We start from the raw sequence: 23,578 nt of genomic DNA, 5'->3' as shown, positions 1-23,578 counted from the left end.
GGAGAGTGAATATGGGCAAAATCATTGGCATCGACCTGGGTACCACCAACTCCTGCGTGGCTATCCTGGAGAACGGTAACGTCAAGGTCATCGAGAACGCCGAGGGCGCGCGTACCACCCCCTCGATCATCGCCTACACCAACGATGGCGAGACCCTGGTGGGCCAGCCGGCCAAGCGCCAGGCGGTCACCAACCCGCAGAATACCCTGTACGCGGTGAAGCGCCTGATCGGCCGCCGCTTCGAAGAGAACGTGGTGCAGAAAGACATCCAGATGGTGCCGTACAGCATCGTCAAGGCCGACAACGGTGACGCCTGGGTGGAAGTGAAGGGCCAGAAGATGGCGCCTCCGCAGATCTCCGCCGAAGTGCTGAAAAAAATGAAGAAGACCGCCGAAGACTATCTCGGCGAGCCGGTCACCGAAGCGGTGATCACCGTTCCGGCCTACTTCAACGACAGCCAGCGCCAGGCCACCAAGGACGCCGGTCGGATCGCCGGTCTGGACGTCAAGCGGATCATCAACGAGCCGACCGCCGCGGCGCTGGCCTATGGCCTGGACAAGGCCAAGGGCGACCACACCGTGATCGTCTATGACCTGGGCGGCGGTACCTTCGACGTGTCGGTGATCGAGATCGCCGAAGTCGACGGCGAGCACCAGTTCGAAGTGCTGGCCACCAACGGCGACACCTTCCTCGGCGGCGAAGACTTCGACATCCGCCTGATCGACTACCTCGTCGACGAGTTCAAGAAGGAAAGCGGCATCAACCTGAAGGGCGATCCGCTGGCCATGCAGCGCCTGAAGGAAGCCGCCGAGAAAGCCAAGATCGAGCTGTCCTCGACCCAGCAGACCGACGTCAACCTGCCGTACGTGACGGCCGACGCCAGCGGTCCGAAGCACCTGAACGTCAAGGTTTCCCGCGCCAAGCTGGAGTCCCTGGTCGAAGACCTGGTGCAGCGCACCATCGAGCCGTGCCGCACCGCGCTGAAGGACGCCGGCCTGGATGTTTCCGATATCCATGAAGTGATTCTGGTCGGTGGCCAGACCCGCATGCCGCTGGTGCAGAAGACCGTTGCCGAGTTCTTCGGCAAGGAAGCGCGCAAGGACGTCAACCCGGACGAAGCCGTGGCTGTCGGTGCCGCCATCCAGGGCGCGGTCCTGGCCGGCGACGTGAAGGACGTGCTGCTGCTCGACGTGACCCCGCTGACCCTGGGCATCGAGACCCTGGGCGGGGTGATGACCGGCCTGATCGAGAAGAACACCACCATCCCGACCAAGAAGTCGCAGGTGTTCTCCACCGCCGACGACAACCAGGGCGCGGTGACCATCCACGTGCTGCAGGGCGAGCGCAAGCAGGCCGCGCAGAACAAGTCGCTGGGCAAGTTCGACCTGGCCGACATTCCGCCGGCTCCGCGCGGCGTGCCGCAGATCGAAGTGACCTTCGACATCGATGCCAACGGCATCCTGCACGTCTCGGCGAAGGACAAGGCCACCGGCAAGCAGCAGTCGATCGTGATCAAGGCGTCTTCCGGCCTGTCCGAGGACGAGATCCAGCAGATGGTCCGCGACGCCGAGGCGAACGCCGAGGAAGACCGCAAATTCGAGGAACTGGCGGCCGCGCGCAACCAGGGCGACGCGCTGGTCCATGCGACCCGCAAGATGATCACCGAGGCGGGCGACAAGGCCACCGCCGAGGACAAGGCGACCATCGAGAAGGCGCTGGGCGAGCTGGAAGTGGCGGTGAAGGGCGACGACAAGGCCGAGATCGAGGCCAAGATGAACGCCCTGTCCCAGGCTTCCGCCCCGCTGGCGCAGAAGATGTACGCCGAGCAGGCCCAGCAGGGCGAAGGCGCTGCCCAGGGCGAGCAGGCGAAATCCGCTGACGACGTGGTGGACGCCGAGTTCGAAGAGGTCAAGGACAACAAGTAAGCCCCGGCTTGCTTCTGCCCCGCGTGCCGGTCCCGGCCGGTACGCATGATCCGCCACGCGGGAGCCTGCTCCCGCGTTGGCGTGTCTGGAGGGTCCTTATTTGAGACGGAAAGGTTATGGCGAAACGAGACTTTTACGAGGTTCTGGGGGTTGAGCGCGGCGCCAGCGAGGCGGACCTGAAGAAGGCCTACCGCCGCCTGGCGATGAAATACCACCCGGACCGCAATCCTGGCGACAAGGAAGCCGAGGACAAGTTCAAGGAGGCCAACGAGGCCTACGAGGTCCTGTCGGATGCCAGCAAGCGGGCGGCCTACGACCAGTACGGCCATGCCGGCGTCGATCCGAACATGGGCGGCGGCGCCGGCGCCGGCTTCGGCGGGGCGAGCTTCTCCGACATCTTCGGCGATGTGTTCAGTGACTTCTTCGGCGGCGGCGGCGGTCGTGGCGGTGCGCGCGGTGGCGCGCAGCGCGGCGCGGACCTGCGCTACACCCTGGACCTCGACCTGGAAGAGGCGGTACGCGGCACTACCGTCACCATCCGCGTGCCGACCCTGGTCGGTTGCAAGACCTGCAACGGCAGCGGCGCCAAGCCCGGCACCACACCGGTCACCTGTACCACTTGCGGCGGTATCGGCCAGGTGCGCATGCAGCAGGGCTTCTTCTCGGTCCAGCAGACCTGCCCGCGTTGCCACGGCACCGGCAAGATGATTTCCGATCCCTGTGGCTCCTGCCATGGCCAGGGGCGCGTGGAAGAACAGAAGACCCTGTCGGTGAAAGTGCCGGCCGGCGTCGACACCGGCGACCGCATCCGCCTCACCGGCGAAGGCGAGGCCGGCAGCATGGGTGGTCCGGCGGGCGACCTGTACGTGGTGGTCAATGTGCGCGAGCATCCGATCTTCCAGCGCGACGGCAAGCACCTCTACTGCGAGGTGCCGATCAGCTTCGCCGACGCGGCGCTGGGCGGCGAGCTGGAAGTGCCGACCCTGGATGGCCGGGTCAAGCTGAAGATCCCGGAAAGCACCCAGACCGGCAAGCTGTTCCGCCTGCGCGGCAAGGGCGTGGCTCCGGTGCGCGGCGGTGGCGCCGGCGACCTGATGTGCAAGGTGGTGGTGGAAACCCCGGTGAACCTGGACAAGCGCCAGCGCGAGCTGCTCGAGGAGTTCCGCAAGTCGTTGCAGAGCGACACCTCGCATTCGCCCAAGGCCAGTGGCTGGTTCGAAGGCATGAAGCGTTTCTTCGACGACCTATAAACAAAGCCATGGGCGCGGCCTGACAGCCGCGTCCGGGTTCCGCGTGGAGTGGTTTATGCGACGTATAGCCGTAGTGGGCGCCGCCGGGCGCATGGGCAAGAACCTGATCGAGGCCGTTCAGCAGACCGGCGGTGCCGCCGGGCTGACGGCGGCGGTGGATCGTCCGGACAGCACCCTGGTGGGTGCCGACGCCGGCGAGCTGGCCGGGCTGGGGCGGATCGGCGTGCCGCTGTCCGGTGACCTGGGCAAGGTCTGCGAGGAGTTCGACGTCCTCATCGATTTCACCCACCCTTCCGTGACCCTGAAGAACATCGAGCAGTGCCGCAAGGCGCGCCGCGCGATGGTCATCGGCACCACCGGCTTCAGTGCCGACGAGAAGCTGCTGCTGGCCGAGGCGGCGAAGGACATCCCGATCGTCTTCGCCGCCAACTTCAGCGTCGGCGTCAATCTTTGCCTGAAGCTGCTGGATACCGCCGCGCGAGTGCTGGGCGACGAGGTGGACATCGAGATCATCGAAGCCCACCACCGACACAAGGTCGATGCGCCGTCCGGCACCGCGCTGCGCATGGGCGAGGTGGTGGCCCAGGCGCTCGGCCGCGACCTGCGGGAAGTGGCGGTCTACGGTCGCGAGGGGCAGACCGGCGCGCGCGCGCGGGAAACCATCGGCTTCGCCACCGTGCGCGCCGGTGACGTGGTGGGTGACCACACCGTGCTGTTCGCCGCCGAGGGCGAGCGGGTGGAGATCACCCACAAGGCTTCCAGCCGCATGACCTTCGCTCGCGGCGCGGTACGCGCGGCGCTGTGGCTGGAGGGCAAGGAGAACGGCCTGTACGACATGCAGGACGTGCTCGGCCTGCGCTGAGAGACTGCCGCACGTCGTCTTATTGGTGGACCGGAATGTCGCGATTCTGTAAACTACAGCTTTAGTGTGTCCACTAAAAGCAGCGCAGCATGAATCGAAAAAAAGCGGGATGACTCTTCACGGTGTCATCCCGCTTTTTTACACCTGCGCGACCAGTCAGGCTTGATTTACGGGAGGTCTTCTTGACTAAGCCAGCCATACTTGCACTTGCCGACGGCAGCATTTTTCGCGGTGAAGCCATCGGTGCCGACGGCCAGACCGTTGGCGAGGTGGTGTTCAACACCGCCATGACCGGCTACCAGGAAATCCTCACCGATCCTTCCTACGCCCAGCAGATCGTCACCCTGACCTACCCGCACATCGGCAATACCGGCACCACCCCGGAAGACGCCGAGGCCAACCGCGTCTGGGCCGCCGGCCTGATCATCCGCGACCTGCCGCTGATCGCCAGCAACTGGCGCAGCAAGCAGTCGCTGCCTGACTACCTGAAAGCCAACGGCACCGTCGCCATCGCCGGCATCGACACTCGTCGCCTGACCCGCATCCTCCGCGAGAAGGGTTCGCAGAACGGCTGCATCCTGGCCGGTGCCGACGCTACCGAGGAGCGCGCGCTGGAACTGGCTCGCGCCTTCCCCGGCCTGAAGGGCATGGACCTGGCCAAGGAAGTCAGCACCACCGAGCGCTACGAATGGCGCTCCAGTGTCTGGAACCTGGAAAACGACAGCCACCCGGAGATCCCGGCCGGAGAGCTGCCGTACCATGTGGTGGCCTATGACTACGGCGTCAAGCTGAACATCCTGCGCATGCTGGTGGCGCGCGGCTGCCGCCTGACCGTGGTGCCGGCGCAGACGCCGGCCAGCGAAGTGCTGGCGCTGAACCCAGACGGCATCTTCCTTTCCAACGGCCCCGGCGATCCCGAGCCGTGCGACTACGCGATCCAGGCGATCCGCGAGTTCCTCGATACCGAGATCCCGGTGTTCGGCATCTGCCTCGGCCACCAGTTGCTGGCCCTGGCTTCCGGCGCCAAGACCCTGAAGATGGGCCACGGCCACCACGGTGCCAACCACCCGGTGCAGGACCTGGACAGCGGCGTGGTGATGATCACCAGCCAGAACCATGGCTTCGCGGTCGACGAGACGACCCTGCCGGGCAACCTGCGCGCCACCCACAAGTCGCTGTTCGACGGCACCCTGCAAGGCATCGAGCGCACCGACAAGGTCGCCTTCAGCTTCCAGGGCCACCCCGAGGCCAGTCCTGGCCCGCACGACGTCGCCCCGTTGTTCGACCGCTTCATCTCGGCGATGGCCGAGCGCCGCTGAGGAGCAGAGCCATGCCGACCCTGGGGATAACCGATTTCTGGACCTACGTGCTGGGTGTGGTTTTCGTGATCCTGTTGCCCGGACCGAACTCGTTGTTCGTCCTCGCGACCTCGGCCCAGCGTGGCGTGGCGACCGGTTACCGGGCCGCCTGCGGAGTGTTCCTCGGCGACGCGCTGCTGATGCTGCTGTCGGCCCTCGGCGTGGCGTCCCTGCTGAAGGCCGAGCCGATGCTGTTCGTCGGCCTGAAGTACCTCGGTGCGGCCTACCTGTTCTATCTCGGCGTCGGCATGCTGCGGGGCGCCTGGCGCAAGCTGCGCAACCCCGAGGCGACGGCGGCGCAGGCGGAACAGGTGGATGTCCACCAGCCGTTCCGCAAGGCGCTGCTGCTCAGCCTGTCGAACCCCAAGGCGATCCTGTTCTTCATCTCCTTCTTCATCCAGTTCGTCGATCCCGGCTATGCCTACCCGGGCCTGTCGTTCCTGGTGCTGGCGGTGATCCTGGAACTGGTCAGCGCCCTTTACCTGAGCTTCCTGATTTTCACCGGTGTGCGGCTGGCGGCCTGGTTCCGCCGGCGGCAACGGCTGGCTGCCGGCGCCACTTCGGGCGTCGGCGCCCTGTTCGTCGGCTTTGGTGTGAAGCTGGCCACCGCAACCCTGTCCTGATTATTGCAACGAGAGTCCCATGCCAAAACGTACAGACATAAAGAGCATCCTGATCCTCGGTGCCGGCCCCATCGTGATTGGCCAGGCCTGCGAATTCGACTACTCCGGCGCCCAGGCCTGCAAGGCCCTGCGCGAGGAGGGCTACCGCGTCATCCTGGTGAACTCCAACCCCGCGACCATCATGACCGACCCGGCGATGGCCGACGCCACCTACATCGAGCCGATCAAGTGGGCCACCGTGGCCAAGATCATCGAGAAGGAACGCCCCGACGCGCTGCTGCCGACCATGGGCGGGCAGACCGCGCTGAACTGCGCCCTGGACCTGGAGCGCCATGGCGTGCTGGAGAAGTTCGGCGTCGAGATGATCGGCGCCAACGCCGACACCATCGACAAGGCCGAGGACCGCTCGCGCTTCGACAGGGCGATGAAGGACATCGGCCTGGCCTGTCCGCGCTCGGGCATCGCCCACAGCATGGAAGAGGCCTATGGCGTGCTCGAGCAGGTCGGCTTCCCCTGCATCATCCGGCCGTCCTTCACCATGGGCGGCACCGGCGGCGGTATCGCCTACAACCGTGAAGAGTTCGAAGAGATCTGCGCCCGTGGCCTCGACCTGTCGCCGACCAACGAGCTGCTGATCGACGAGTCGCTGATCGGCTGGAAGGAATACGAGATGGAGGTGGTCCGCGACAAGAAGGACAACTGCATCATCGTCTGCTCCATCGAGAACTTCGACCCGATGGGCGTGCACACCGGTGACTCGATCACCGTGGCGCCGGCGCAGACCCTGACTGACAAGGAATACCAGATCATGCGCAACGCCTCTCTGGCGGTGCTGCGCGAGATCGGCGTGGAAACCGGCGGTTCCAACGTGCAGTTCGGCATCTGCCCGAACACCGGACGCATGGTGGTGATCGAGATGAACCCGCGGGTTTCCCGCTCCTCGGCCCTGGCCTCCAAGGCCACCGGTTTCCCGATCGCCAAGATCGCCGCCAAGCTGGCGGTCGGCTACACCCTCGACGAACTGCAGAACGACATCACCGGCGGTCGCACCCCGGCGTCGTTCGAGCCGGCCATCGACTACGTGGTGACCAAGATCCCGCGTTTCGCCTTCGAGAAGTTCCCGAAGGCCGATGCCCGCCTGACCACACAGATGAAGTCGGTCGGCGAAGTCATGGCCATCGGCCGGACCTTCCAGGAGTCGGTGCAGAAAGCCCTGCGCGGCCTGGAAGTCGGCGCCACCGGCTTCGACCCGAAGCTCGACCTGAACGACCCGGAAGCCCAGAGCATCCTCAAGCGCGAGCTGACCGTGCCCAGCGCCGAGCGCGTCTGGTACGTCGCCGACGCCTTCCGCGCCGGCAAGAGTGTCGAGGAAGTGTTCGAGCTGACCCGCATCGACGAATGGTTCCTGGTGCAGATCGAGGACCTGGTCAAGGATGAGGAGAAGGTCAAGACCCTCGGCCTGTCCTCCATCGATCGCGAGCTGATGTACAAGCTCAAGCGCAAGGGCTTCTCCGATGCGCGCCTGGCCAAGCTGCTCGGCGTCACCGAGAAGAACCTGCGCAGCCATCGCCACAAGCTGAAGGTGCTGCCGGTCTACAAGCGCGTCGATACCTGCGCCGCCGAGTTCGCCACCGACACCGCCTACATGTACTCGACCTACGAGGAAGAGTGCGAGGCCAACCCGTCGAACCGCGAGAAGATCATGATCCTCGGCGGCGGTCCGAACCGTATCGGCCAGGGCATCGAGTTCGACTACTGCTGCGTGCACGCGGCGCTGGCGATGCGCGAAGACGGCTACGAGACCATCATGGTCAACTGCAACCCGGAGACCGTCTCCACCGACTACGACACTTCCGACCGCCTGTACTTCGAGCCGGTGACCCTCGAGGACGTCCTCGAGATCGTCCGCGTCGAGCAGCCCAAGGGCGTGATCGTCCAGTACGGCGGGCAGACCCCGCTGAAGCTCTGCCGCGCCCTGGAAGAGGCCGGTGTGCCGATCATCGGCACCAGCCCGGACGCCATCGACCGTGCCGAAGACCGCGAGCGCTTCCAGCAGATGGTCCAGCGCCTGAACCTGCGCCAGCCGGCCAACGCCACCGCGCGCAGCGAAGACGAGGCGCTGGCCGCGTCCAAGGCCATCGGCTATCCGCTGGTGGTACGCCCGTCCTACGTGCTGGGCGGGCGGGCGATGGAAATCGTCTACCAGGAAGAAGAACTCAAGCGCTACATGCGTGAGGCGGTGCAGGTTTCCAACGACAGCCCGGTGCTGCTCGACCACTTCCTCAACTGCGCCATCGAAGTCGACATCGACGCGGTATGCGACGGCGAGATCGTGGTGATCGGCGCGATCATGCAGCACATCGAGCAGGCTGGCGTGCACTCCGGCGACTCCGCCTGTTCGCTGCCGCCGTACTCGCTGCCGCAGCACATCCAGGACGAGATCCGCGAGCAGGTCAAGAAAATGGCCCTGGAGCTGGGCGTGGTCGGCCTGATGAACGTGCAGATGGCGGTGCAGGGCGAGGATATCTTCGTCATCGAGGTCAACCCGCGCGCCTCGCGCACCGTGCCGTTCGTCTCCAAGTGCGTCGGTGAGTCGCTGGCCAAGGTCGCCGCCCGCGTCATGGCCGGCAAGACCCTGGCCGAGGTCGGCTTCACCCAGGAAATCATCCCGCCGTTCTTCAGCGTCAAGGAAGCGGTGTTCCCGTTCGCCAAGTTCCCCGGCGTCGATCCGATCCTCGGCCCGGAAATGAAGTCCACTGGTGAAGTGATGGGCGTCGGTGATAGCTTTGCCGAAGCCTTTGCCAAGGCTCAGTTGGGGGCCAGCGAAATCCTCCCGACCGCCGGTTGCGCCTTCATCAGCGTCCGCGAAGACGACAAGCCGTTCGCCGCCCAGGTGGCTGGCGACCTGGTCGCGCTGGGCTTCGAAGTGGTAGCCACCGCCGGTACCGCGCGTGTCATCGAGGCCGCAGGCCTGCCGGTGCGTCGCGTGAACAAGGTGACCGAGGGCCGTCCGCACGTGGTGGACATGATCAAGAACGACGAAGTCACCCTGATCATCAACACCACCGAGGGTCGGCAATCCATCGCTGACTCCTACTCCATTCGTCGAAACGCCCTGCAGCACAAGATCTGCTGCACCACTACCATCGCGGGTGGGCAGGCGATCTGTGAGGCGCTCAAGTTCGGTCCCGAGAAGACCGTTCGGCGCCTGCAGGATCTCCACGCAGGAATCAAGGCATGAGCAAGTTCCCCATGACCGTCCAGGGCGCCCGCGCCCTGGAAGAAGAAGTGAAACACCTGAAGGGCGTGCTGCGCCCGCAGATCAGCCAGGCCATCGCCGAAGCGCGCGAACTGGGTGACCTCAAGGAAAACGCCGAGTACCACGCGGCACGCGAGCAGCAGGGCATGGTCGAGGCGCGCATCCGCGACATCGAGGCCAAGCTGTCCAACGCCCAGGTCATCGATGTCACCGCGATCCCGCACAGCGGCAAGGTGATCTTCGGCACCACCGTCGACATCGCCAACGTCGAGACCGACGAGACCGTGACCTACCAGATCGTCGGCGACGACGAGGCCGACATCAAGGGCGGCAAGATCTCGGTGAACTCGCCGATCGCCCGCGCGCTGATCGGCAAGACCGAGGGGGATGCCGTGCTGGTGAGGACCCCGGGCGGCGATGTCGAGTACGAGATCGTCGAGGTTCGCCATATCTAAGCGCGCTCCGTTGCGCGCGGGCGCGATCAGTTGGCTGCTGGCCCAGACGTTCTGGGTCGGCGGCCTCTGGTTGCTGCAATTCGTGGTCTTGCCGGCGCTCGGCAAGACCGGGCTGGCGCCCCTGCTTGTGGAAACCGTGGCCGCGGCACTGACCCCGCTGCTGATCGGCTTCGCCGGCTTCTGCGCGGTACTGCAGGCGCTGGTGCTGGTCTCCAGTCATGGGCCGATGAGCCTGTGGCGCGACCTTCGGGGCAGTTGCTGCTCGCCGTGGTGGCGCTCAGCCTGGCGTATTTCCTGGTGCGCGGCATGGCACCCGATGCGGCGCGCTGGCTGCTGTTCAACTATCTGGCGGTGGCGATGTGCGGCCTGTTGCTGGTATTGCAACCGGTGCCGGGGCGGGACGAGGAGAGCGTCTGAACCAGGTCGGGAGGCATCCCGACCTTGGCTCGAAGAGACATCAGATGCCGGCGAAGCGGCTGATGTTGGAGAGGTTCTTGTTCGGCTTCGGGTTCTTCCGGTAGACCAGCGCCATCTTGCCGATGCTCTGCACCAGGTCGCTGCGCGACTGCGCGCAGAGTTCGTCGAGCAGGGCGCGGCGGTCGTCGCGCTCGGCCAGCGCCAGCTTCACCTTGATCAGTTCGTGATCGTTGAGTGCGCGCTCGAGTTCGGCGAGGACGCCTTCGGTCAAGCCGTTCTCGGCTACGATCAATACCGGTTTCAGGTGATGACCGATAGATTTGAACTGTTTCTTCTGCTCTTGAGTGAGCGCCATAATCAGACCCCTGGGAAAAAGTCGTCTATTTTACCCCAGATTTAGTCCAAGTGATGCTGCCCCCGCCGACCGGGGGTGCCCGAAGAGGTATTCCGTGGCCCGCTCCAAAACCAGCCAGCGCTGGCTGAAAGAACATTTCGACGATCCCTACGTGAAGATGGCCCAGCGCGACGGCTATCGCTCGCGCGCCAGCTACAAGCTGCTGGAAATCCAGGAAAAGGACCGCATCCTGCGTCCGGGCATGACCGTGGTCGACCTCGGCGCGGCCCCGGGCGGCTGGTCGCAGGTCACCAGTCGGGTGATCGGCGACCGCGGCCGGCTGATCGCCTCGGACATCCTGGAGATGGACAGCATCCCCGACGTTACCTTCATCCAGGGCGACTTCACCGAGGACGCGGTGTTCGCGCGGATCCTCGAGGCGATCGGCGAGCATCCGGTGGACCTTGTGATTTCCGATATGGCCCCCAATATGAGTGGGGTGCGGGCCGCCGACCAACCGCGCGCCATGTATCTCTGCGAGCTGGCGCTGGACCTGGCTGGCCGGGTGCTGCGGCCGGGCGGCGATTTCCTGATCAAGATTTTCCAGGGCGAAGGTTTCGACCAGTACCACAAGCAGGCCCGGGAAATGTTCGACAAGGTACAGATGCGCAAGCCCCTGTCGTCGCGTGACCGTTCGCGGGAGCAGTATCTGCTCGCACGCGGCTTTCGTGGGGAATAGACTGGAATGATTGACCCTATAGCCTGTCTATTGGTCGATGACCTGTTGTGCCGGGACGGGCGAGGGTTCATAAAGGGTTACAGACAACGCCTGCGTGCGTAGGTGCTTGTGTAGTACTTTTGGCCGGAAGGAGTCTGGCCGTCGTGTGAAGCGGTTTCCAGGACGGAGCCGGCTTCAGAGGGTAGTCAATTGAACGACATGGCAAAGAATCTGATTCTGTGGCTGATCATCGCGGCGGTACTGGTGACCGTGATGAACAATTTCTCGAGCCCGAGCGAGCCACAGACGCTGAACTACTCGGACTTCATCCAGCAGGTCAAGGATGGCAAGGTCGAGCGAGTGACCGTGGATGGCTATGTCATCACCGGCAAGCGTAGCGACGGCGACACCTTCAAGACCATCCGCCCGGCGATCCAGGACAACGGCCTGATTGGCGACCTGGTCAACAACAACGTCGTGGTCGAGGGCAAACAGCCCGAGCAGCAGAGCATCTGGACCCAGTTGCTGGTCGCCAGCTTCCCGATCCTGGTGATCATCGCCGTCTTCATGTTCTTCATGCGCCAGATGCAGGGCGGCGGCGGTGGCCGCGGCGGCCCGATGAGCTTCGGCAAGAGCAAGGCGCGCCTGTTGTCCGAGGACCAGGTCAAGACCACCTTCGCCGACGTCGCCGGTTGCGACGAGGCCAAGGAAGAGGTCAGCGAGCTGGTCGAGTTCCTGCGCGATCCGGGCAAGTTCCAGCGCCTGGGTGGCCGTATCCCGCGCGGCGTGCTGATGGTCGGTCCGCCCGGTACCGGCAAGACCCTGCTGGCCAAGGCCATCGCCGGCGAAGCCAAGGTGCCGTTCTTCACCATTTCCGGTTCCGACTTCGTCGAGATGTTCGTCGGCGTGGGCGCCTCCCGTGTCCGCGACATGTTCGACCAGGCCAAGAAGCACGCGCCGTGCATCATCTTCATCGACGAGATCGACGCCGTCGGCCGCCATCGTGGCGCCGGCCTGGGCGGCGGTCACGACGAGCGCGAGCAGACCCTGAACCAGTTGCTGGTTGAGATGGACGGCTTCGAGATGAACGACGGCATCATCGTCATCGCCGCGACCAACCGTCCGGACGTGCTCGACCCGGCGCTGCTGCGCCCGGGCCGCTTCGACCGCCAGGTGGTGGTCGGCCTGCCGGACATCCGCGGCCGCGAGCAGATCCTCAAGGTGCACATGCGCAAGGTGCCGCTGGGCGACCATGTCGACCCCGCCGTCATCGCCCGCGGTACGCCCGGTTTCTCCGGCGCCGACCTGGCCAACCTGGTCAACGAGGCCTCGCTGTTCGCCGCGCGCTCCAACAAGCGCATCGTCGACATGCGTGAATTCGAGCTGGCCAAGGACAAGATCATGATGGGCGCCGAGCGCAAGACCATGGTCATGTCCGAGAAGGAGAAGCGCAACACTGCCTACCACGAGGCCGGCCACGCCATCGTCGGTCGTCTGGTGCCGGAGCACGACCCGGTTTACAAGGTGTCCATCATTCCGCGCGGTCGCGCCCTGGGCGTGACCATGTTCCTGCCGGAAGAGGATCGCTACAGCCTGTCCAAGCGCGCGCTGGAAAGCCAGATCTGCTCGCTGTTCGGCGGGCGTATCGCGGAAGAGATGACCCTTGGCTTCGAAGGCGTCACCACCGGCGCCTCCAACGACATCATGCGCGCCACCCAGTTGGCGCGGAACATGGTGACCAAGTGGGGCCTGTCGGAGAAGCTCGGTCCGCTGATGTATGCGGAAGAGGAGGGCGAGGTGTTCCTCGGCCGCAGCGCCGGCAGCCAGCACGCCAACGTGTCGGGCGAGACCGCCAAGATGATCGACCAGGAGGTCCGGCGCATCATCGACGACTGCTACGGTACCGCCAAGCGTCTGCTCGACGAGAACCGCGACAAACTGGAGATGATGGCCGACGCGCTGATGAAGTACGAGACCATCGACTCCGACCAGATCGACGACATCATGGCCGGGCGGGTGCCGCGCGAGCCGCGCGACTGGCAGGGTGGTTCGGGCACCGGCACCCCGCCGGCCAACCTGGAAGAGTCGGGCCGCCGCGAGAACACCCCTCCCATCGGTGGGCCAGCCGGCGAGCACTGAGAGCCCTGAATGAGCAACCCGCAATACCCGACCCGACTGCCTTGCGGCAGTCGGGTTCTTGATTTGTCCCGCCCGCATGTCATGGGCATCCTCAATGTCACTCCCGATTCCTTTTCCGATGGCGGCCGTTTCGGTCGCCTGGACGACGCCCTGCGACACGCCGAGCGGATGGTTCGTGAAGGCGCGACGCTGATCGACGTCGGCGGCGAGTCGACCCGGCCAGGCGCCCGCCATGTGTCGCCAACGGAGGAACTGGAGCGGGTCGCTCCGGTGGTCGAACGCATCGCCCGCGAACTCGATGTGGTGATCTCGGTGGATACCTCTACGCCCGCGGTCATGCGTGAAACCGCCCGTCTCGGCGCCGGTCTGATCAACGACGTCCGATCGCTGCAGCGCGACGGCGCGCTGGATGCTGCGCTGGATACCGGTCTGGCGGTCTGCCTCATGCATATGCGTGGCGAGCCGCAGACCATGCAGGACGCGCCTGTTTACCAGGACGTGGTGGCCGAGGTCGGGCTATTCCTGCGCGAGCGGGTGGATGCCTGCGTGGCGGCCGGGATCGACCGGCAGCGGTTGCTGCTGGACCCGGGATTCGGTTTCGCCAAGACGCTGGAGCACAACCTGGTGCTGTTCAAGCACATGGAGGTTCTCCATGGCATGGGCTTGCCGCTGCTGGTCGGGGTTTCGCGCAAGAGCATGATCGGCAAGGTGCTGGGTCGGGAGGTCGATGAACGCCTCTACGGCAGCCTGGCCCTCGCCGCCCTGGCGCTGGCCAGGGGCGCCCGGATAATACGAGTGCATGACGTGGCGGCGACCGTCGACGTGATGCGAATGATCTCCGCCGTGGAAATGGCGGATTGAGCACGGAAGACAAGAAAATGAGCAGAAAATATTTTGGGACCGACGGTATCCGCGGTCGTGTGGGCGAGTTCCCGATCACCCCGGATTTCGTCCTCAAGCTGGGTTGGGCCGTGGGCATGGCGTTCCGCCGGCAAGGCAATTGCAGGGTGCTGATCGGCAAGGATACCCGTAGTTCCGGCTACATGTTCGAGTCCGCCTTCGAGGCCGGGCTCTCCGCCTCCGGCGCCGACACCCTGCTGCTCGGCCCGATGCCGACCCCCGGCATCGCCTACCTGACGCGGACCTTCCACGCCGAGGCCGGAGTGGTGATCAGTGCCTCGCACAATCCCCACGACGACAACGGCATCAAGTTCTTCTCCGGTCAGGGCACCAAGCTGCCGGATGACGTGGAACTGATGATCGAGGAGTTGCTCGATGCGCCGATGACCGTGGTGGAGTCGGCCCGTCTCGGCAAGGTCTCGCGGATCAACGACGCGGCGGGACGCTATATCGAGTTCTGCAAGAGCAGCGTGCCGACCAGCACTGATTTCAACGGCCTCAAGGTCGTGCTCGATTGCGCCAACGGCGCCACCTACAAGATCGCTCCCAACGTATTCCGCGAGCTGGGCGCGGAGGTCACCGTGCTGGCGGCCAGCCCGAACGGCCTGAACATCAACGACAAGTGCGGCTCCACCCACCTGGACGGCCTGCAGGCGGCGGTGATCGAGCATCATGCCGACCTGGGCATCGCCTTCGACGGCGACGGCGACCGGGTGATGATGGTCGACCATACCGGCGCGATCGTCGATGGCGACGAACTGCTCTTCCTCATCGCTCGCGACATGCAGGAAAGCGGGCGCCTCCAGGGCGGCGTGGTGGGTACGTTGATGAGCAATCTCGGTCTGGAGCTCGCGCTCCAGGACCTGCATATCCCGTTCGTGCGGGCCAAGGTCGGCGATCGCTATGTGATGGCCGAGCTGCTGGCGCGCAACTGGATGCTGGGTGGAGAGAATTCCGGACACATCGTCTGCTGCCAGAACACCACCACGGGCGATGCGATCATTGCCGCGCTGCAGGTGCTGATGGCGCTCAAGCGTCGCGGCCAGACTCTCGCCGAGGCCCGCCAGGGCATCCGCAAGTGCCCCCAGGTGCTGATCAACGTGCGTTTCAAGGGCGAGAGCGATCCGCTCGAGCATCCGTCGGTCAAGGAAGCCAGCGCGCGGGTCACCGAACAGATGGGTGGGCGCGGACGCGTCCTGCTGCGCAAGTCCGGGACCGAGCCGTTGGTGCGAGTGATGGTCGAAGGCGACGAGGAAGCCACGGTCCGCGCGCACGCCGAACAGCTGGCGAAAATTGTTTCTGAGGTATGTGCTTGATTTTGCTTGCCAGTCTGGAAACTGTTGAGTAACATCTGCGCCCACTTTGCCCTGCGAGGTACAGCATGCGTCGACCCTTGGTGGCCGGTAACTGGAAAATGCACGGTACGCATTCCAGTGTGGCCGACTTGATCAAAGGCTTACGTCAGCTGGCGTTGCCGAGCGGAGTCGATGTAGCGGTGATGCCGCCTTGCTTGTTCATCAGTCAGGTCATTCAGGGCCTGGCTGGCAAGGCGATCGGCGTAGGTGCGCAGAATAGCGCCGTCGAGCCGATGCAAGGCGCGCTGACCGGCGAGATAGCTCCCAGTCAGTTGGCGGATGCCGGTTGCGGCATGGTTCTGGTGGGGCACTCGGAACGTCGCCTGATTCTCGGCGAGAGTGACGAGGTTGTGAGTCGCAAGTTTGCCGCGGCTCAGTCGTGTGGCCTGGTGCCGGTGCTGTGTGTCGGGGAGACCCGGGCGGAGCGTGAGGCGGGCAAGACGCTGGAGGTTGTCGCGAGGCAGCTGGGAAGCGTGATCGACGAGTTGGGTGTTGGAGCTTTTGCTCGCGCAGTCGTGGCTTACGAGCCGGTCTGGGCGATCGGGACCGGGTTGACCGCGTCCCCCGCGCAAGCCCAGGAAGTGCACGCGGCGATCCGCGCGCAACTGGCAGCGGAAAATGCCGAGGTCGCAAAAGGTGTGCGACTCCTTTATGGCGGAAGCGTAAAGGCGGCAAGTGCAGCCGAATTGTTCGGCATGCCGGATATCGATGGGGGGCTGGTAGGTGGGGCCTCCCTGAATGCGGATGAGTTCGGTGCGATCTGTCGTGCCGCGGGAAGCTGAAAATGCTGGAAAAGGTCGTAATTGTCGTGCACCTGCTGATGGCGTTGGGTCTGGTTGGCCTGATCCTCGTCCAGCATGGCAAGGGCGCGGATGCAGGGGCTTCTTTCGGTGCCGGTGCTTCGGCAACTGTTTTCGGAAGCCAAGGTTCCGCTACCTTTTTGAGTCGGATTACTGGTATACTGGCAGCGGTTTTTTTCTTGACCAGCCTTGGCTTAGCGTACTTCGCTAAAGAGAAGTCTGATGCTCTGCAACACATCGGTCTGCCCGATCCGGCAGTCCTGGAGCAGAAGCAAGAGAAAGCACCGGCCGCTGACGATGTGCCGGTACTTCAGGAGCAGTCCAAGCCTGCGGAAAGCGCAGGTGATGTACCGGCGGCTCCTGAACAGAAGTAAGAGAAAAGTTTCTGCCGAGGTGGTGGAATTGGTAGACACGCTACCTTGAGGTGGTAGTGGCCATAGGCTGTAGGGGTTCGAGTCCCCTCCTCGGTACCATATAAGCAAACCCCCGCTCTGCGGGGTTTGTATCCGCAAGGTTCGGTTGACCCGCCTGGGTCTCGGTCGTATAATCTTGCACCAGCTTTGACGCGGGGTGGAGCAGTCTGGTAGCTCGTCGGGCTCATAACCCGAAGGTCGTTGGTTCAAATCCAGCCCCCGCAACCAGTTTTTCAGGGCCCCTTTTTAGGGGCTTTTTGTTAGCTGGACAGTCCATGCCACGGTTCCGTGTGGCTATTTAGGGATGGGCGTTTCGCCCATTTTTTGTTTCTACGACATACGCGAGGCGATCAGGTGTCGAGCAAGCTAGAACAGTTGCAGGCCTTGCTGGCCCCTGTGGTCGAGGCGCTCGGCTATGAGTGCTGGGGCGTCGAGTTCATTTCCCAGGGTCGTCATTCGGTATTGCGCGTCTATATCGACCGCCCCGAAGGCATCCTCATCGATGACTGTGAAGCCGTCAGTCGGCAGGTCAGCGGTATTCTCGACGTCGAAGACCCGATCAGCGGCGAGTACACCCTCGAGGTGTCCTCGCCGGGCATGGATCGGCCGCTGTTCACCCTCGAACAGTTCGCCAAGCATGCCGGCGAGCAAGTGAAGATCAGGCTGCGTTCGCCCTACGAGGGTCGACGCAATTACCAAGGCATTCTCCGTGGTGTGGAGGAGCAGGATGTGGTGGTCCTGGTGGACGATCACGAGTACCTGCTGCCGATCGATTCGATCGACAAGGCCAACATCATTCCCCGTTTTGATTGAGACGCGAATCTGCGGATCCAATGGATTGAAAGGCGAGGCGTACAATGAGCAAAGAAGTACTGCTGGTTGTTGAGTCGGTATCCAACGAAAAGGGCGTACCGGCCGGCGTGATTTTCGAGGCGCTGGAGCTGGCTCTGGCGACCGCCACCAAGAAACGTTTCGAGGACGAGGTCGACCTGCGCGTCGAGATCAATCGTCATAACGGCAGCTACGAGACCTTCCGGCGCTGGCACGTCGTCGCCGACGAGGACTACCAGGACCCCGCCACCGAGATCACCGTCGAGGACGTCCAGGAACAGAAGCCTGGCGCCAAGGTCGGCGAGGTCATCGAGGAAAAGATCGAGTCCATCGAGTTCGGCCGCATCGCCGCGCAGACCGCCAAGCAGGTCATCGTGCAGAAGGTCCGCGAGGCCGAGCGTGCCCAGGTGGTCGACGCCTACCGCGAGAAGGTCGGCGAGATCATTTCCGGTACCGTGAAGAAGGTCACCCGCGATAACGTCATCGTCGACCTGGGCAACAACGCCGAGGCGCTGCTGGCCCGTGACCAGATCATTCCGCGCGAGACTTTCCGCGTCGGCACCCGCGTGCGTGCCCTGCTGAAGGAAATCCGCACCGAGAATCGCGGTCCGCAGCTGGTCCTGTCGCGCACCGCGCCGGAAATGCTGATCGAGCTGTTCCGCATCGAAGTGCCGGAAATCGCCGAACAACTGATCGACGTGATGGCCGCCGCCCGTGATCCGGGGTCGCGTGCCAAGATCGCCGTCCGCTCCAAGGACAAGCGCATCGACCCGCAGGGCGCCTGCATCGGCATGCGCGGCTCGCGCGTCCAGGCGGTGTCCGGCGAGATCGGCGGTGAACGGGTGGACATCGTCCTGTGGGACGACAACCCCGCGCAATTCGTGATCAATGCCATGGCTCCGGCCGAAGTGGCGGCGATCATCGTCGACGAGGATACCCATACCATGGATATCGCCGTCGCCGAGGACAACCTGGCCCAGGCTATCGGCCGCAGTGGCCAGAACGTCCGTCTGGCCAGCCAGTTGACCGGCTGGACCCTGAATGTGATGACCGAGGCGGATATCCAGGCCAAGCAACAGGCCGAGACCGGGGATATCCTGCAGCGCTTCGTCGACGAGCTGGATGTCGACGAGGAACTGGCCCAGGTACTGGTGGAAGAGGGCTTCACGACTCTTGAGGAAATCGCCTACGTACCGATGGAGGAGATGCTCAGCATCGATGGCTTCGACGAAGACATCGTCAACGAGCTGCGCTCCCGTGCCAAGGACCGCCTGCTGACCAAGGCCATTGCGACCGAAGAGAAGCTCGCCGACGCACAACCGGCAGAAGACCTGCTCAGCCTCGACGGCATGAGCAAGGAGCTGGCCCTGGACCTGGCGCTGCGTGGCGTAACCACCCGTGAAGATCTGGCCGAGCAATCGATCGACGATCTGCTCGACATCGACGGCATGGACGAAGAGCGTGCCGGCAAGTTGATCATGGCCGCCCGGGCCCATTGGTTCGAGTAAGCAGTCGCGGCCTGAGGAGAGAAGTGCATGACGCAAGTCACGGTGAAAGAACTGGCCCAGGTGGTCGACACACCGGTGGAGCGCCTGCTGCTGCAGATGCGTGACGCAGGTCTGCCGCACACCAGTGCCGAACAAGTTGTAACGGATAGCGAGAAGCAAGCGCTGCTGACCCACCTGAAAGGCAGCCATGGCGATCGCGCCAGCGAACCGCGCAAGATCACCCTGCAACGCAAGACCACCACCACCCTGAAGGTCGGTGGCAGCAAGACGGTGAGCGTTGAAGTTCGCAAGAAGAAAACCTACGTCAAGCGCAGCCCCGACGAGATCGAGGCCGAGCGCCAGCGTGAGCTCGAGGAGCAGCGCGCCGCGGAAGAAGCCGAACGCCTGAAGGCGGAAGAGGCTGCGGCACGCCAGCGTGCCGAGGAAGAAGCCCGCAAGGCGGAAGAAGCCGCGCGTGCCAAGGCTGCGGAAGAGGCGGTCAGCGCCCAGCCGGCGGCTGCCGTCGAGGTCGCCGCGGCCGAGCCGGTGGCCAAGCCCGCCGCCGCCGAAGAGCGCAAGAAGGAAGAACCGCGTCGCGTGCCCAAGCGTGACGAGGACGACGAGCGCCGCGACCGCAAGCACACGCAGCACCGTCCTTCGGTCAAGGAAAAGGAAAAGGCTCCGGCTCCGCGCGTAGCCCCGCGCAGCACCGACGAGGAAAGCGATGGCTACCGTCGTGGCGGCCGTGGTGGCAAGTCGAAGCTGAAGAAGCGCAACCAGCACGGGTTCCAGAACCCGACAGGACCTATCGTGCGTGAAGTGAACATCGGTGAGACCATCACCGTAGCCGAGTTGGCCGCCCAGATGTCGGTCAAGGGCGCCGAAGTCGTCAAGTTCATGTTCAAGATGGGCTCCCCGGTGACCATCAACCAGGTCCTGGACCAGGAAACCGCGCAACTGGTCGCCGAAGAGCTGGGCCACAAGGTCAAGCTGGTCAGCGAGAACGCGCTGGAAGAACAACTGGCCGAGTCCCTCAAGTTCGAAGGCGAAGCGGTCACCCGCGCGCCGGTCGTGACCGTGATGGGCCACGTTGACCACGGCAAGACCTCGCTGCTGGACTACATCCGCCGTGCCAAGGTCGCCGCGGGCGAGGCCGGTGGCATCACCCAGCATATCGGTGCCTACCACGTCGAAACCGAGCGTGGCATGGTGACCTTCCTGGACACCCCTGGCCACGCCGCGTTCACCGCGATGCGTGCCCGTGGCGCCCAGGCGACCGACATCGTGATCCTGGTGGTCGCGGCGGACGACGGCGTGATGCCGCAGACCCAGGAAGCCGTGCAGCACGCGAAAGCGGCGGGTGTACCGATCGTGGTCGCGGTGAACAAGATCGACAAGCCCGAAGCCAACCCGGACAACATCAAGAACGGCCTGGCCGCCCTCGACGTGATTCCGGAAGAGTGGGGCGGCGACGCTCCCTTCGTCCCGGTTTCGGCGAAGCTCGGTACTGGCGTCGATGAACTGCTCGAAGCGGTCCTGCTGCAGGCGGAAGTGCTCGAACTGAAAGCCACTCCGTCGGCCCCGGGCCGTGGCGTGGTGGTGGAGTCGCGCCTGGACAAGGGCCGTGGCCCGGTGGCCACCGTGCTGGTCCAGGACGGTACCCTGCGTCAGGGCGACATGGTGCTGGTCGGCATCAACTACGGTCGCGTCCGCGCCATGCTCGACGAGAACGGCAAGCCGATCAAGGAAGCCGGCCCGTCGATCCCGGTCGAGATCCTCGGCCTGGACGGCACGCCGGACGCCGGTGACGAGATGACCGTGGTCGCCGACGAGAAGAAGGCCCGCGAAGTCGCCCTGTTCCGTCAAGGCAAGTTCCGCGAGGTGAAACTGGCGCGTGCCCATGCCGGCAAGCTGGAAAACATCTTCGAGAACATGGGCCAGGAAGAGAAGAAGACCCTCAACATCGTCCTCAAGGCCGATGTGCGCGGTTCGCTCGAGGCCCTGCAAGGCTCGCTCAGCGGCCTGGGCAACGACGAAGTGCAGGTCCGCGTGGTCGGCGGCGGCGTCGGTGGCATCACCGAGTCCGATGCCAACCTGGCGCTGGCCTCCAACGCGGTGCTGTTCGGCTTCAACGTGCGCGCCGACGCCGGCGCGCGCAAGATCGTCGAAGCCGAAGGTCTGGATATGCGTTACTACAACGTGATCTACGACATCATCGAAGACGTCAAGAAGGCCCTGACCGGTATGCTCGGCAGCGACCTGCGCGAGAACATCCTCGGCATCGCCGAAGTGCGCGACGTGTTCCGCTCGCCGAAGTTCGGCGCGATCGCCGGCTGCATGGTCACCGAGGGCATGGTGCACCGCAACCGTCCGATCCGCGTGCTGCGCGACGACGTGGTCATCTTCGAGGGCGAGCTGGAATCCCTGCGTCGCTTCAAGGACGACGTCGCCGAAGTGCGTGCCGGCATGGAGTGCGGCATCGGCGTGAAGAGCTACAACGACGTGAAGGTCGGCGACAAGATCGAAGTGTTCGAGAAGGTCGAAGTCGCACGCAGCCTTTGATGGCGAGTGCGTAACCACAGCGCCCGGGCCGGCTTCCAGCTGTCCCGGGCGTTTGTCGCTTTTTTTTCCAGTGACCGGGTGTCGCTGGAGGCAGGTTGAAAAATGGCAAAAGACTACAGCCGTACCCAGCGTATCGGCGATCAGATGCAACGCGAGCTGGCCCAACTGATCCAGCGCGAGATCAAGGACCCGCGCCTGGGCCTGGTCACCATCACCGGTGTCGAGGTCAGCCGCGACGTGGCGCATGCCAAGGTGTTCATCACGGTCATGGGCCAGGACGACGCCGAGCGGGTCGCCCTGAACATGGAAATCCTCAACGACGCGGCGGGCTACCTGCGCATGCTGCTCGGCAAGTCGATGAAGCTGCGCAGCGTGCCGCAGCTGCATTTCCACTACGACGAAAGCATCCGTCGTGGCGCCGAGCTGTCCGCGCTGATCGAGCGCGCAGTGGCGGAAGACCGTCGCCACGGCGACGAGTCCGAGGACTGAGCGTGGCCCAGGTGAAGCGTATCCGCCGTTCCATCAGTGGCATCCTGGTGCTCGACAAGCCGCGCGGCATGAGTTCCAACCAGGCCCTGCAGAAAGTCCGCTGGCTGCTCAACGCCGAGAAGGCCGGCCATACCGGCAGCCTCGATCCGCTGGCCACCGGCGTCCTGCCGCTGTGCTTCGGCGAGGCGACCAAGTTCTCCCAGTACCTGCTCGATGCCGACAAGGGCTACGAGACGGTGATGCGCATGGGCATCACCACCACCACCGGCGACGCCGAGGGCGAGATGCTCGCCGAGCGCGAGGTGACCGTCGGTCGGGACGATCTCGAGCAGGCCCTGCCGCGCTTCCGTGGCGACATAGAGCAGGTGCCGCCGATGTACTCGGCGCTGAAGAAGGACGGGCAACCGCTGTACAAGCTCGCTCGTGCAGGAGAGGTAGTGGAGCGCGAGGCGCGTTCTGTTACTATTACGCGCCTGGGTTTGCTCTCCTTCGAGCCGCCCTGCGCGACCCTGGCCGTTTCCTGCAGCAAAGGCACCTACGTGCGTACGCTGGTGGAGGACCTTGGCCAGGTCCTGGGCTGCGGCGCGCACGTCGCGGCACTGCGGCGGACCCAGGCCGGGCCGTTCGTCCTGGCCCAGGCGATCACCCTCGAGACGCTCGAGCGCGTGCATGCCGAAGGTGGTCCGGAAGCGCTGGACCAGTTCCTGATGCCGGAAGACAGCGGCCTGCTGCATTGGCCGGTGCTGCAGTTGTCCGAGCACAGTGCGTACTACTGGCTGCACGGGCAGCCGGTGCGAGCCCCGGAAGCGCCGAAGTTCGGCTGGTTGCGGGTGCAGGATCATACAGGTCGTTTCATCGGCATCGGTGAAGTGACCGACGACGGGCGTATCGCCCCGCGTCGACTGATTCGGTCATAAGGCCGATACGAGGGTGGCTGTCAGCAGGCACGGTCATTCCTCCTTTTAAAACACGGGAAGCGATTCCCGGCCTGTTCACTCAGAGGAAGCCCATCATGGCACTGAGCGTTGAAGAAAAAGCGCAGATCGTTAACGAATACAAGCAAGCTGAAGGCGACACCGGTTCCCCGGAAGTGCAGGTAGCCCTGCTGTCCGCCAACATCAACAAGCTGCAGGATCACTTCAAGGCCAACGGCAAGGATCACCATTCCCGCCGTGGTCTGATCCGTATGGTTAACCAGCGCCGTAAGCTGCTGGACTACCTGAAGGGCAAGGACGTATCCCGTTACACCGCCCTCATCGGCCGTCTGGGTCTGCGTCGCTAAGCGACGCCGGTCGGCAGCTTGAAGCAGGAGCTGGAAGTCTGGCGTCGGTACCCGCACACGAGGCGGGTATCGGCGTCGGGCTTCCAGCTTCGCGCTTTCTAGGAATCGATTCGGGTCCG

20 protein-coding genes, 2 tRNA genes and 1 pseudogene are annotated in these 23,578 nt (G+C 64.3%); 22 read left to right on the top strand and 1 reads right to left on the bottom strand.

Annotation, left to right across the window (positions count from 1 at the left end; all coding sequences use genetic code 11):
- Nucleotides 1-11: 11 nt before the first annotated feature.
- From dnaK to B7D75_RS24645, 8 genes and pseudogenes are all read left to right on the top strand, one after another.
- Nucleotides 12-1,925, top strand: a complete 1,914-nt coding sequence (dnaK, locus tag B7D75_RS24680) for a molecular chaperone DnaK (protein ID WP_012077495.1) — start codon at nt 12-14, stop codon at nt 1,923-1,925.
- 116 nt (nt 1,926-2,041) lie between these two features.
- A complete protein-coding gene (dnaJ, locus tag B7D75_RS24675) occupies nt 2,042-3,175 on the top strand; it encodes a molecular chaperone DnaJ (RefSeq protein ID WP_003148711.1) in 1,134 nt (377 codons plus the stop codon).
- 55 nt (nt 3,176-3,230) lie between these two features.
- Nucleotides 3,231-4,037 (top strand): 4-hydroxy-tetrahydrodipicolinate reductase, encoded by an 807-nt coding sequence (gene dapB, locus B7D75_RS24670; RefSeq protein WP_034082153.1) that lies wholly within the window; start codon nt 3,231-3,233, stop codon nt 4,035-4,037.
- A gap of 182 nt (nt 4,038-4,219) precedes the next feature.
- On the top strand, nt 4,220-5,356 hold the full coding sequence (gene carA / locus B7D75_RS24665; protein ID WP_033998100.1) for a glutamine-hydrolyzing carbamoyl-phosphate synthase small subunit: 1,137 nt from the start codon (nt 4,220-4,222) through the stop codon (nt 5,354-5,356).
- An 11-nt stretch (nt 5,357-5,367) separates the two neighbouring features.
- Entirely contained in the window at nt 5,368-6,018 is a 651-nt protein-coding gene (gene leuE / locus B7D75_RS24660) for a leucine efflux protein LeuE (RefSeq protein ID WP_012077492.1), read from the top strand.
- A gap of 19 nt (nt 6,019-6,037) precedes the next feature.
- The gene (gene carB / locus B7D75_RS24655) at nt 6,038-9,259 is read left to right on the top strand and encodes a carbamoyl-phosphate synthase large subunit (RefSeq protein WP_003148721.1); all 3,222 of its coding nucleotides are present in this window, start codon (nt 6,038-6,040) and stop codon (nt 9,257-9,259) included.
- Complete coding sequence (gene greA / locus B7D75_RS24650; RefSeq protein ID WP_003095206.1) at nt 9,256-9,732, top strand: transcription elongation factor GreA; 477 nt, start codon at nt 9,256-9,258, stop codon at nt 9,730-9,732. Before carB ends, greA begins: the two co-directional genes overlap by 4 nt.
- Before the next feature lie 10 nt (nt 9,733-9,742).
- A pseudogene (locus B7D75_RS24645) lies at nt 9,743-10,149 on the top strand (DUF4149 domain-containing protein).
- Between the two features lie 40 nt (nt 10,150-10,189).
- Here the strand turns inward: B7D75_RS24645 and yhbY are convergent.
- Nucleotides 10,190-10,504 carry a ribosome assembly RNA-binding protein YhbY gene (gene yhbY / locus B7D75_RS24640; RefSeq protein ID WP_003095204.1) on the bottom strand — a complete coding sequence of 105 codons (315 nt, stop codon included), beginning with the start codon at nt 10,502-10,504 and terminating at the stop codon, nt 10,190-10,192.
- Nucleotides 10,505-10,598: 94 nt separating this feature from the next.
- Here yhbY and rlmE point away from each other — a divergent pair, with 94 nt between their 5' ends.
- From rlmE to rpsO, 14 genes are all read left to right on the top strand, one after another.
- Nucleotides 10,599-11,222, top strand: a complete 624-nt coding sequence (gene rlmE, locus B7D75_RS24635; protein WP_003148724.1) for a 23S rRNA (uridine(2552)-2'-O)-methyltransferase RlmE — start codon at nt 10,599-10,601, stop codon at nt 11,220-11,222.
- Nucleotides 11,223-11,420: 198 nt separating this feature from the next.
- Nucleotides 11,421-13,340: an ATP-dependent zinc metalloprotease FtsH gene (ftsH, locus tag B7D75_RS24630; RefSeq protein WP_003095200.1), complete on the top strand. Its 1,920-nt coding sequence runs from the start codon at nt 11,421-11,423 to the stop codon at nt 13,338-13,340.
- Nucleotides 13,341-13,349: 9 nt separating this feature from the next.
- A complete protein-coding gene (gene folP, locus B7D75_RS24625) occupies nt 13,350-14,201 on the top strand; it encodes a dihydropteroate synthase (protein ID WP_012077490.1) in 852 nt (283 codons plus the stop codon).
- A 17-nt stretch (nt 14,202-14,218) separates the two neighbouring features.
- Nucleotides 14,219-15,556, top strand: coding sequence for a phosphoglucosamine mutase (glmM, locus tag B7D75_RS24620; protein WP_012077489.1), 1,338 nt, complete (start codon nt 14,219-14,221; stop codon nt 15,554-15,556).
- Nucleotides 15,557-15,621: 65 nt separating this feature from the next.
- The gene (gene tpiA / locus B7D75_RS24615; RefSeq protein WP_034082157.1) at nt 15,622-16,377 is read left to right on the top strand and encodes a triose-phosphate isomerase; all 756 of its coding nucleotides are present in this window, start codon (nt 15,622-15,624) and stop codon (nt 16,375-16,377) included.
- A gap of 2 nt (nt 16,378-16,379) precedes the next feature.
- A complete protein-coding gene (gene secG, locus B7D75_RS24610) occupies nt 16,380-16,769 on the top strand; it encodes a preprotein translocase subunit SecG (protein WP_003095194.1) in 390 nt (129 codons plus the stop codon).
- A 13-nt stretch (nt 16,770-16,782) separates the two neighbouring features.
- Nucleotides 16,783-16,868 (top strand) — tRNA-Leu (locus tag B7D75_RS24605).
- Nucleotides 16,869-16,959: 91 nt separating this feature from the next.
- Nucleotides 16,960-17,036, top strand: a tRNA-Met gene (locus B7D75_RS24600).
- Nucleotides 17,037-17,162: 126 nt separating this feature from the next.
- The gene (rimP, locus tag B7D75_RS24595) at nt 17,163-17,621 is read left to right on the top strand and encodes a ribosome maturation factor RimP (protein WP_003095193.1); all 459 of its coding nucleotides are present in this window, start codon (nt 17,163-17,165) and stop codon (nt 17,619-17,621) included.
- A gap of 44 nt (nt 17,622-17,665) precedes the next feature.
- Nucleotides 17,666-19,147, top strand: coding sequence for a transcription termination factor NusA (gene nusA / locus B7D75_RS24590; RefSeq protein ID WP_003095192.1), 1,482 nt, complete (start codon nt 17,666-17,668; stop codon nt 19,145-19,147).
- 27 nt (nt 19,148-19,174) lie between these two features.
- Complete coding sequence (gene infB / locus B7D75_RS24585; protein ID WP_003148734.1) at nt 19,175-21,688, top strand: translation initiation factor IF-2; 2,514 nt, start codon at nt 19,175-19,177, stop codon at nt 21,686-21,688.
- A gap of 102 nt (nt 21,689-21,790) precedes the next feature.
- On the top strand, nt 21,791-22,177 hold the full coding sequence (gene rbfA / locus B7D75_RS24580) for a 30S ribosome-binding factor RbfA (RefSeq protein WP_003148736.1): 387 nt from the start codon (nt 21,791-21,793) through the stop codon (nt 22,175-22,177).
- Between the two features lie 2 nt (nt 22,178-22,179).
- Nucleotides 22,180-23,094 (top strand): tRNA pseudouridine(55) synthase TruB, encoded by a 915-nt coding sequence (gene truB / locus B7D75_RS24575; protein ID WP_107114508.1) that lies wholly within the window; start codon nt 22,180-22,182, stop codon nt 23,092-23,094.
- 95 nt (nt 23,095-23,189) lie between these two features.
- Complete coding sequence (rpsO, locus tag B7D75_RS24570) at nt 23,190-23,459, top strand: 30S ribosomal protein S15 (protein WP_003095184.1); 270 nt, start codon at nt 23,190-23,192, stop codon at nt 23,457-23,459.
- Nucleotides 23,460-23,578 lie beyond the last annotated feature (119 nt).

This window comes from Pseudomonas paraeruginosa, from assembly GCF_003025345.2.
GTDB classification, from domain to species: domain Bacteria; phylum Pseudomonadota; class Gammaproteobacteria; order Pseudomonadales; family Pseudomonadaceae; genus Pseudomonas; species Pseudomonas paraeruginosa.
This window is presented reverse-complemented; position numbering and strand designations above follow the sequence as displayed.

What these genes read in the sequence shown, in the direction of transcription:
- greA (WP_003095206.1), top strand. Translation starts at nt 9,256, where the DNA reads ATGAGCAAGTTCCCCATGACCGTCCAGGGCGCCCGCGCCCTGGAAGAA.
- rbfA (WP_003148736.1), top strand. Translation starts at nt 21,791, where the DNA reads ATGGCAAAAGACTACAGCCGTACCCAGCGTATCGGCGATCAGATGCAA.
- dnaK (WP_012077495.1), top strand. Translation starts at nt 12, where the DNA reads ATGGGCAAAATCATTGGCATCGACCTGGGTACCACCAACTCCTGCGTG.
- secG (WP_003095194.1), top strand. Translation starts at nt 16,380, where the DNA reads ATGCTGGAAAAGGTCGTAATTGTCGTGCACCTGCTGATGGCGTTGGGT.
- tpiA (WP_034082157.1), top strand. Translation starts at nt 15,622, where the DNA reads ATGCGTCGACCCTTGGTGGCCGGTAACTGGAAAATGCACGGTACGCAT.
- yhbY (WP_003095204.1), bottom strand. Translation starts at nt 10,504, where the DNA reads ATGGCGCTCACTCAAGAGCAGAAGAAACAGTTCAAATCTATCGGTCAT.
- rpsO (WP_003095184.1), top strand. Translation starts at nt 23,190, where the DNA reads ATGGCACTGAGCGTTGAAGAAAAAGCGCAGATCGTTAACGAATACAAG.
- carB (WP_003148721.1), top strand. Translation starts at nt 6,038, where the DNA reads ATGCCAAAACGTACAGACATAAAGAGCATCCTGATCCTCGGTGCCGGC.
- glmM (WP_012077489.1), top strand. Translation starts at nt 14,219, where the DNA reads ATGAGCAGAAAATATTTTGGGACCGACGGTATCCGCGGTCGTGTGGGC.
- leuE (WP_012077492.1), top strand. Translation starts at nt 5,368, where the DNA reads ATGCCGACCCTGGGGATAACCGATTTCTGGACCTACGTGCTGGGTGTG.
- ftsH (WP_003095200.1), top strand. Translation starts at nt 11,421, where the DNA reads ATGGCAAAGAATCTGATTCTGTGGCTGATCATCGCGGCGGTACTGGTG.
- dapB (WP_034082153.1), top strand. Translation starts at nt 3,231, where the DNA reads ATGCGACGTATAGCCGTAGTGGGCGCCGCCGGGCGCATGGGCAAGAAC.
- folP (WP_012077490.1), top strand. Translation starts at nt 13,350, where the DNA reads ATGAGCAACCCGCAATACCCGACCCGACTGCCTTGCGGCAGTCGGGTT.
- infB (WP_003148734.1), top strand. Translation starts at nt 19,175, where the DNA reads ATGACGCAAGTCACGGTGAAAGAACTGGCCCAGGTGGTCGACACACCG.
- dnaJ (WP_003148711.1), top strand. Translation starts at nt 2,042, where the DNA reads ATGGCGAAACGAGACTTTTACGAGGTTCTGGGGGTTGAGCGCGGCGCC.
- nusA (WP_003095192.1), top strand. Translation starts at nt 17,666, where the DNA reads ATGAGCAAAGAAGTACTGCTGGTTGTTGAGTCGGTATCCAACGAAAAG.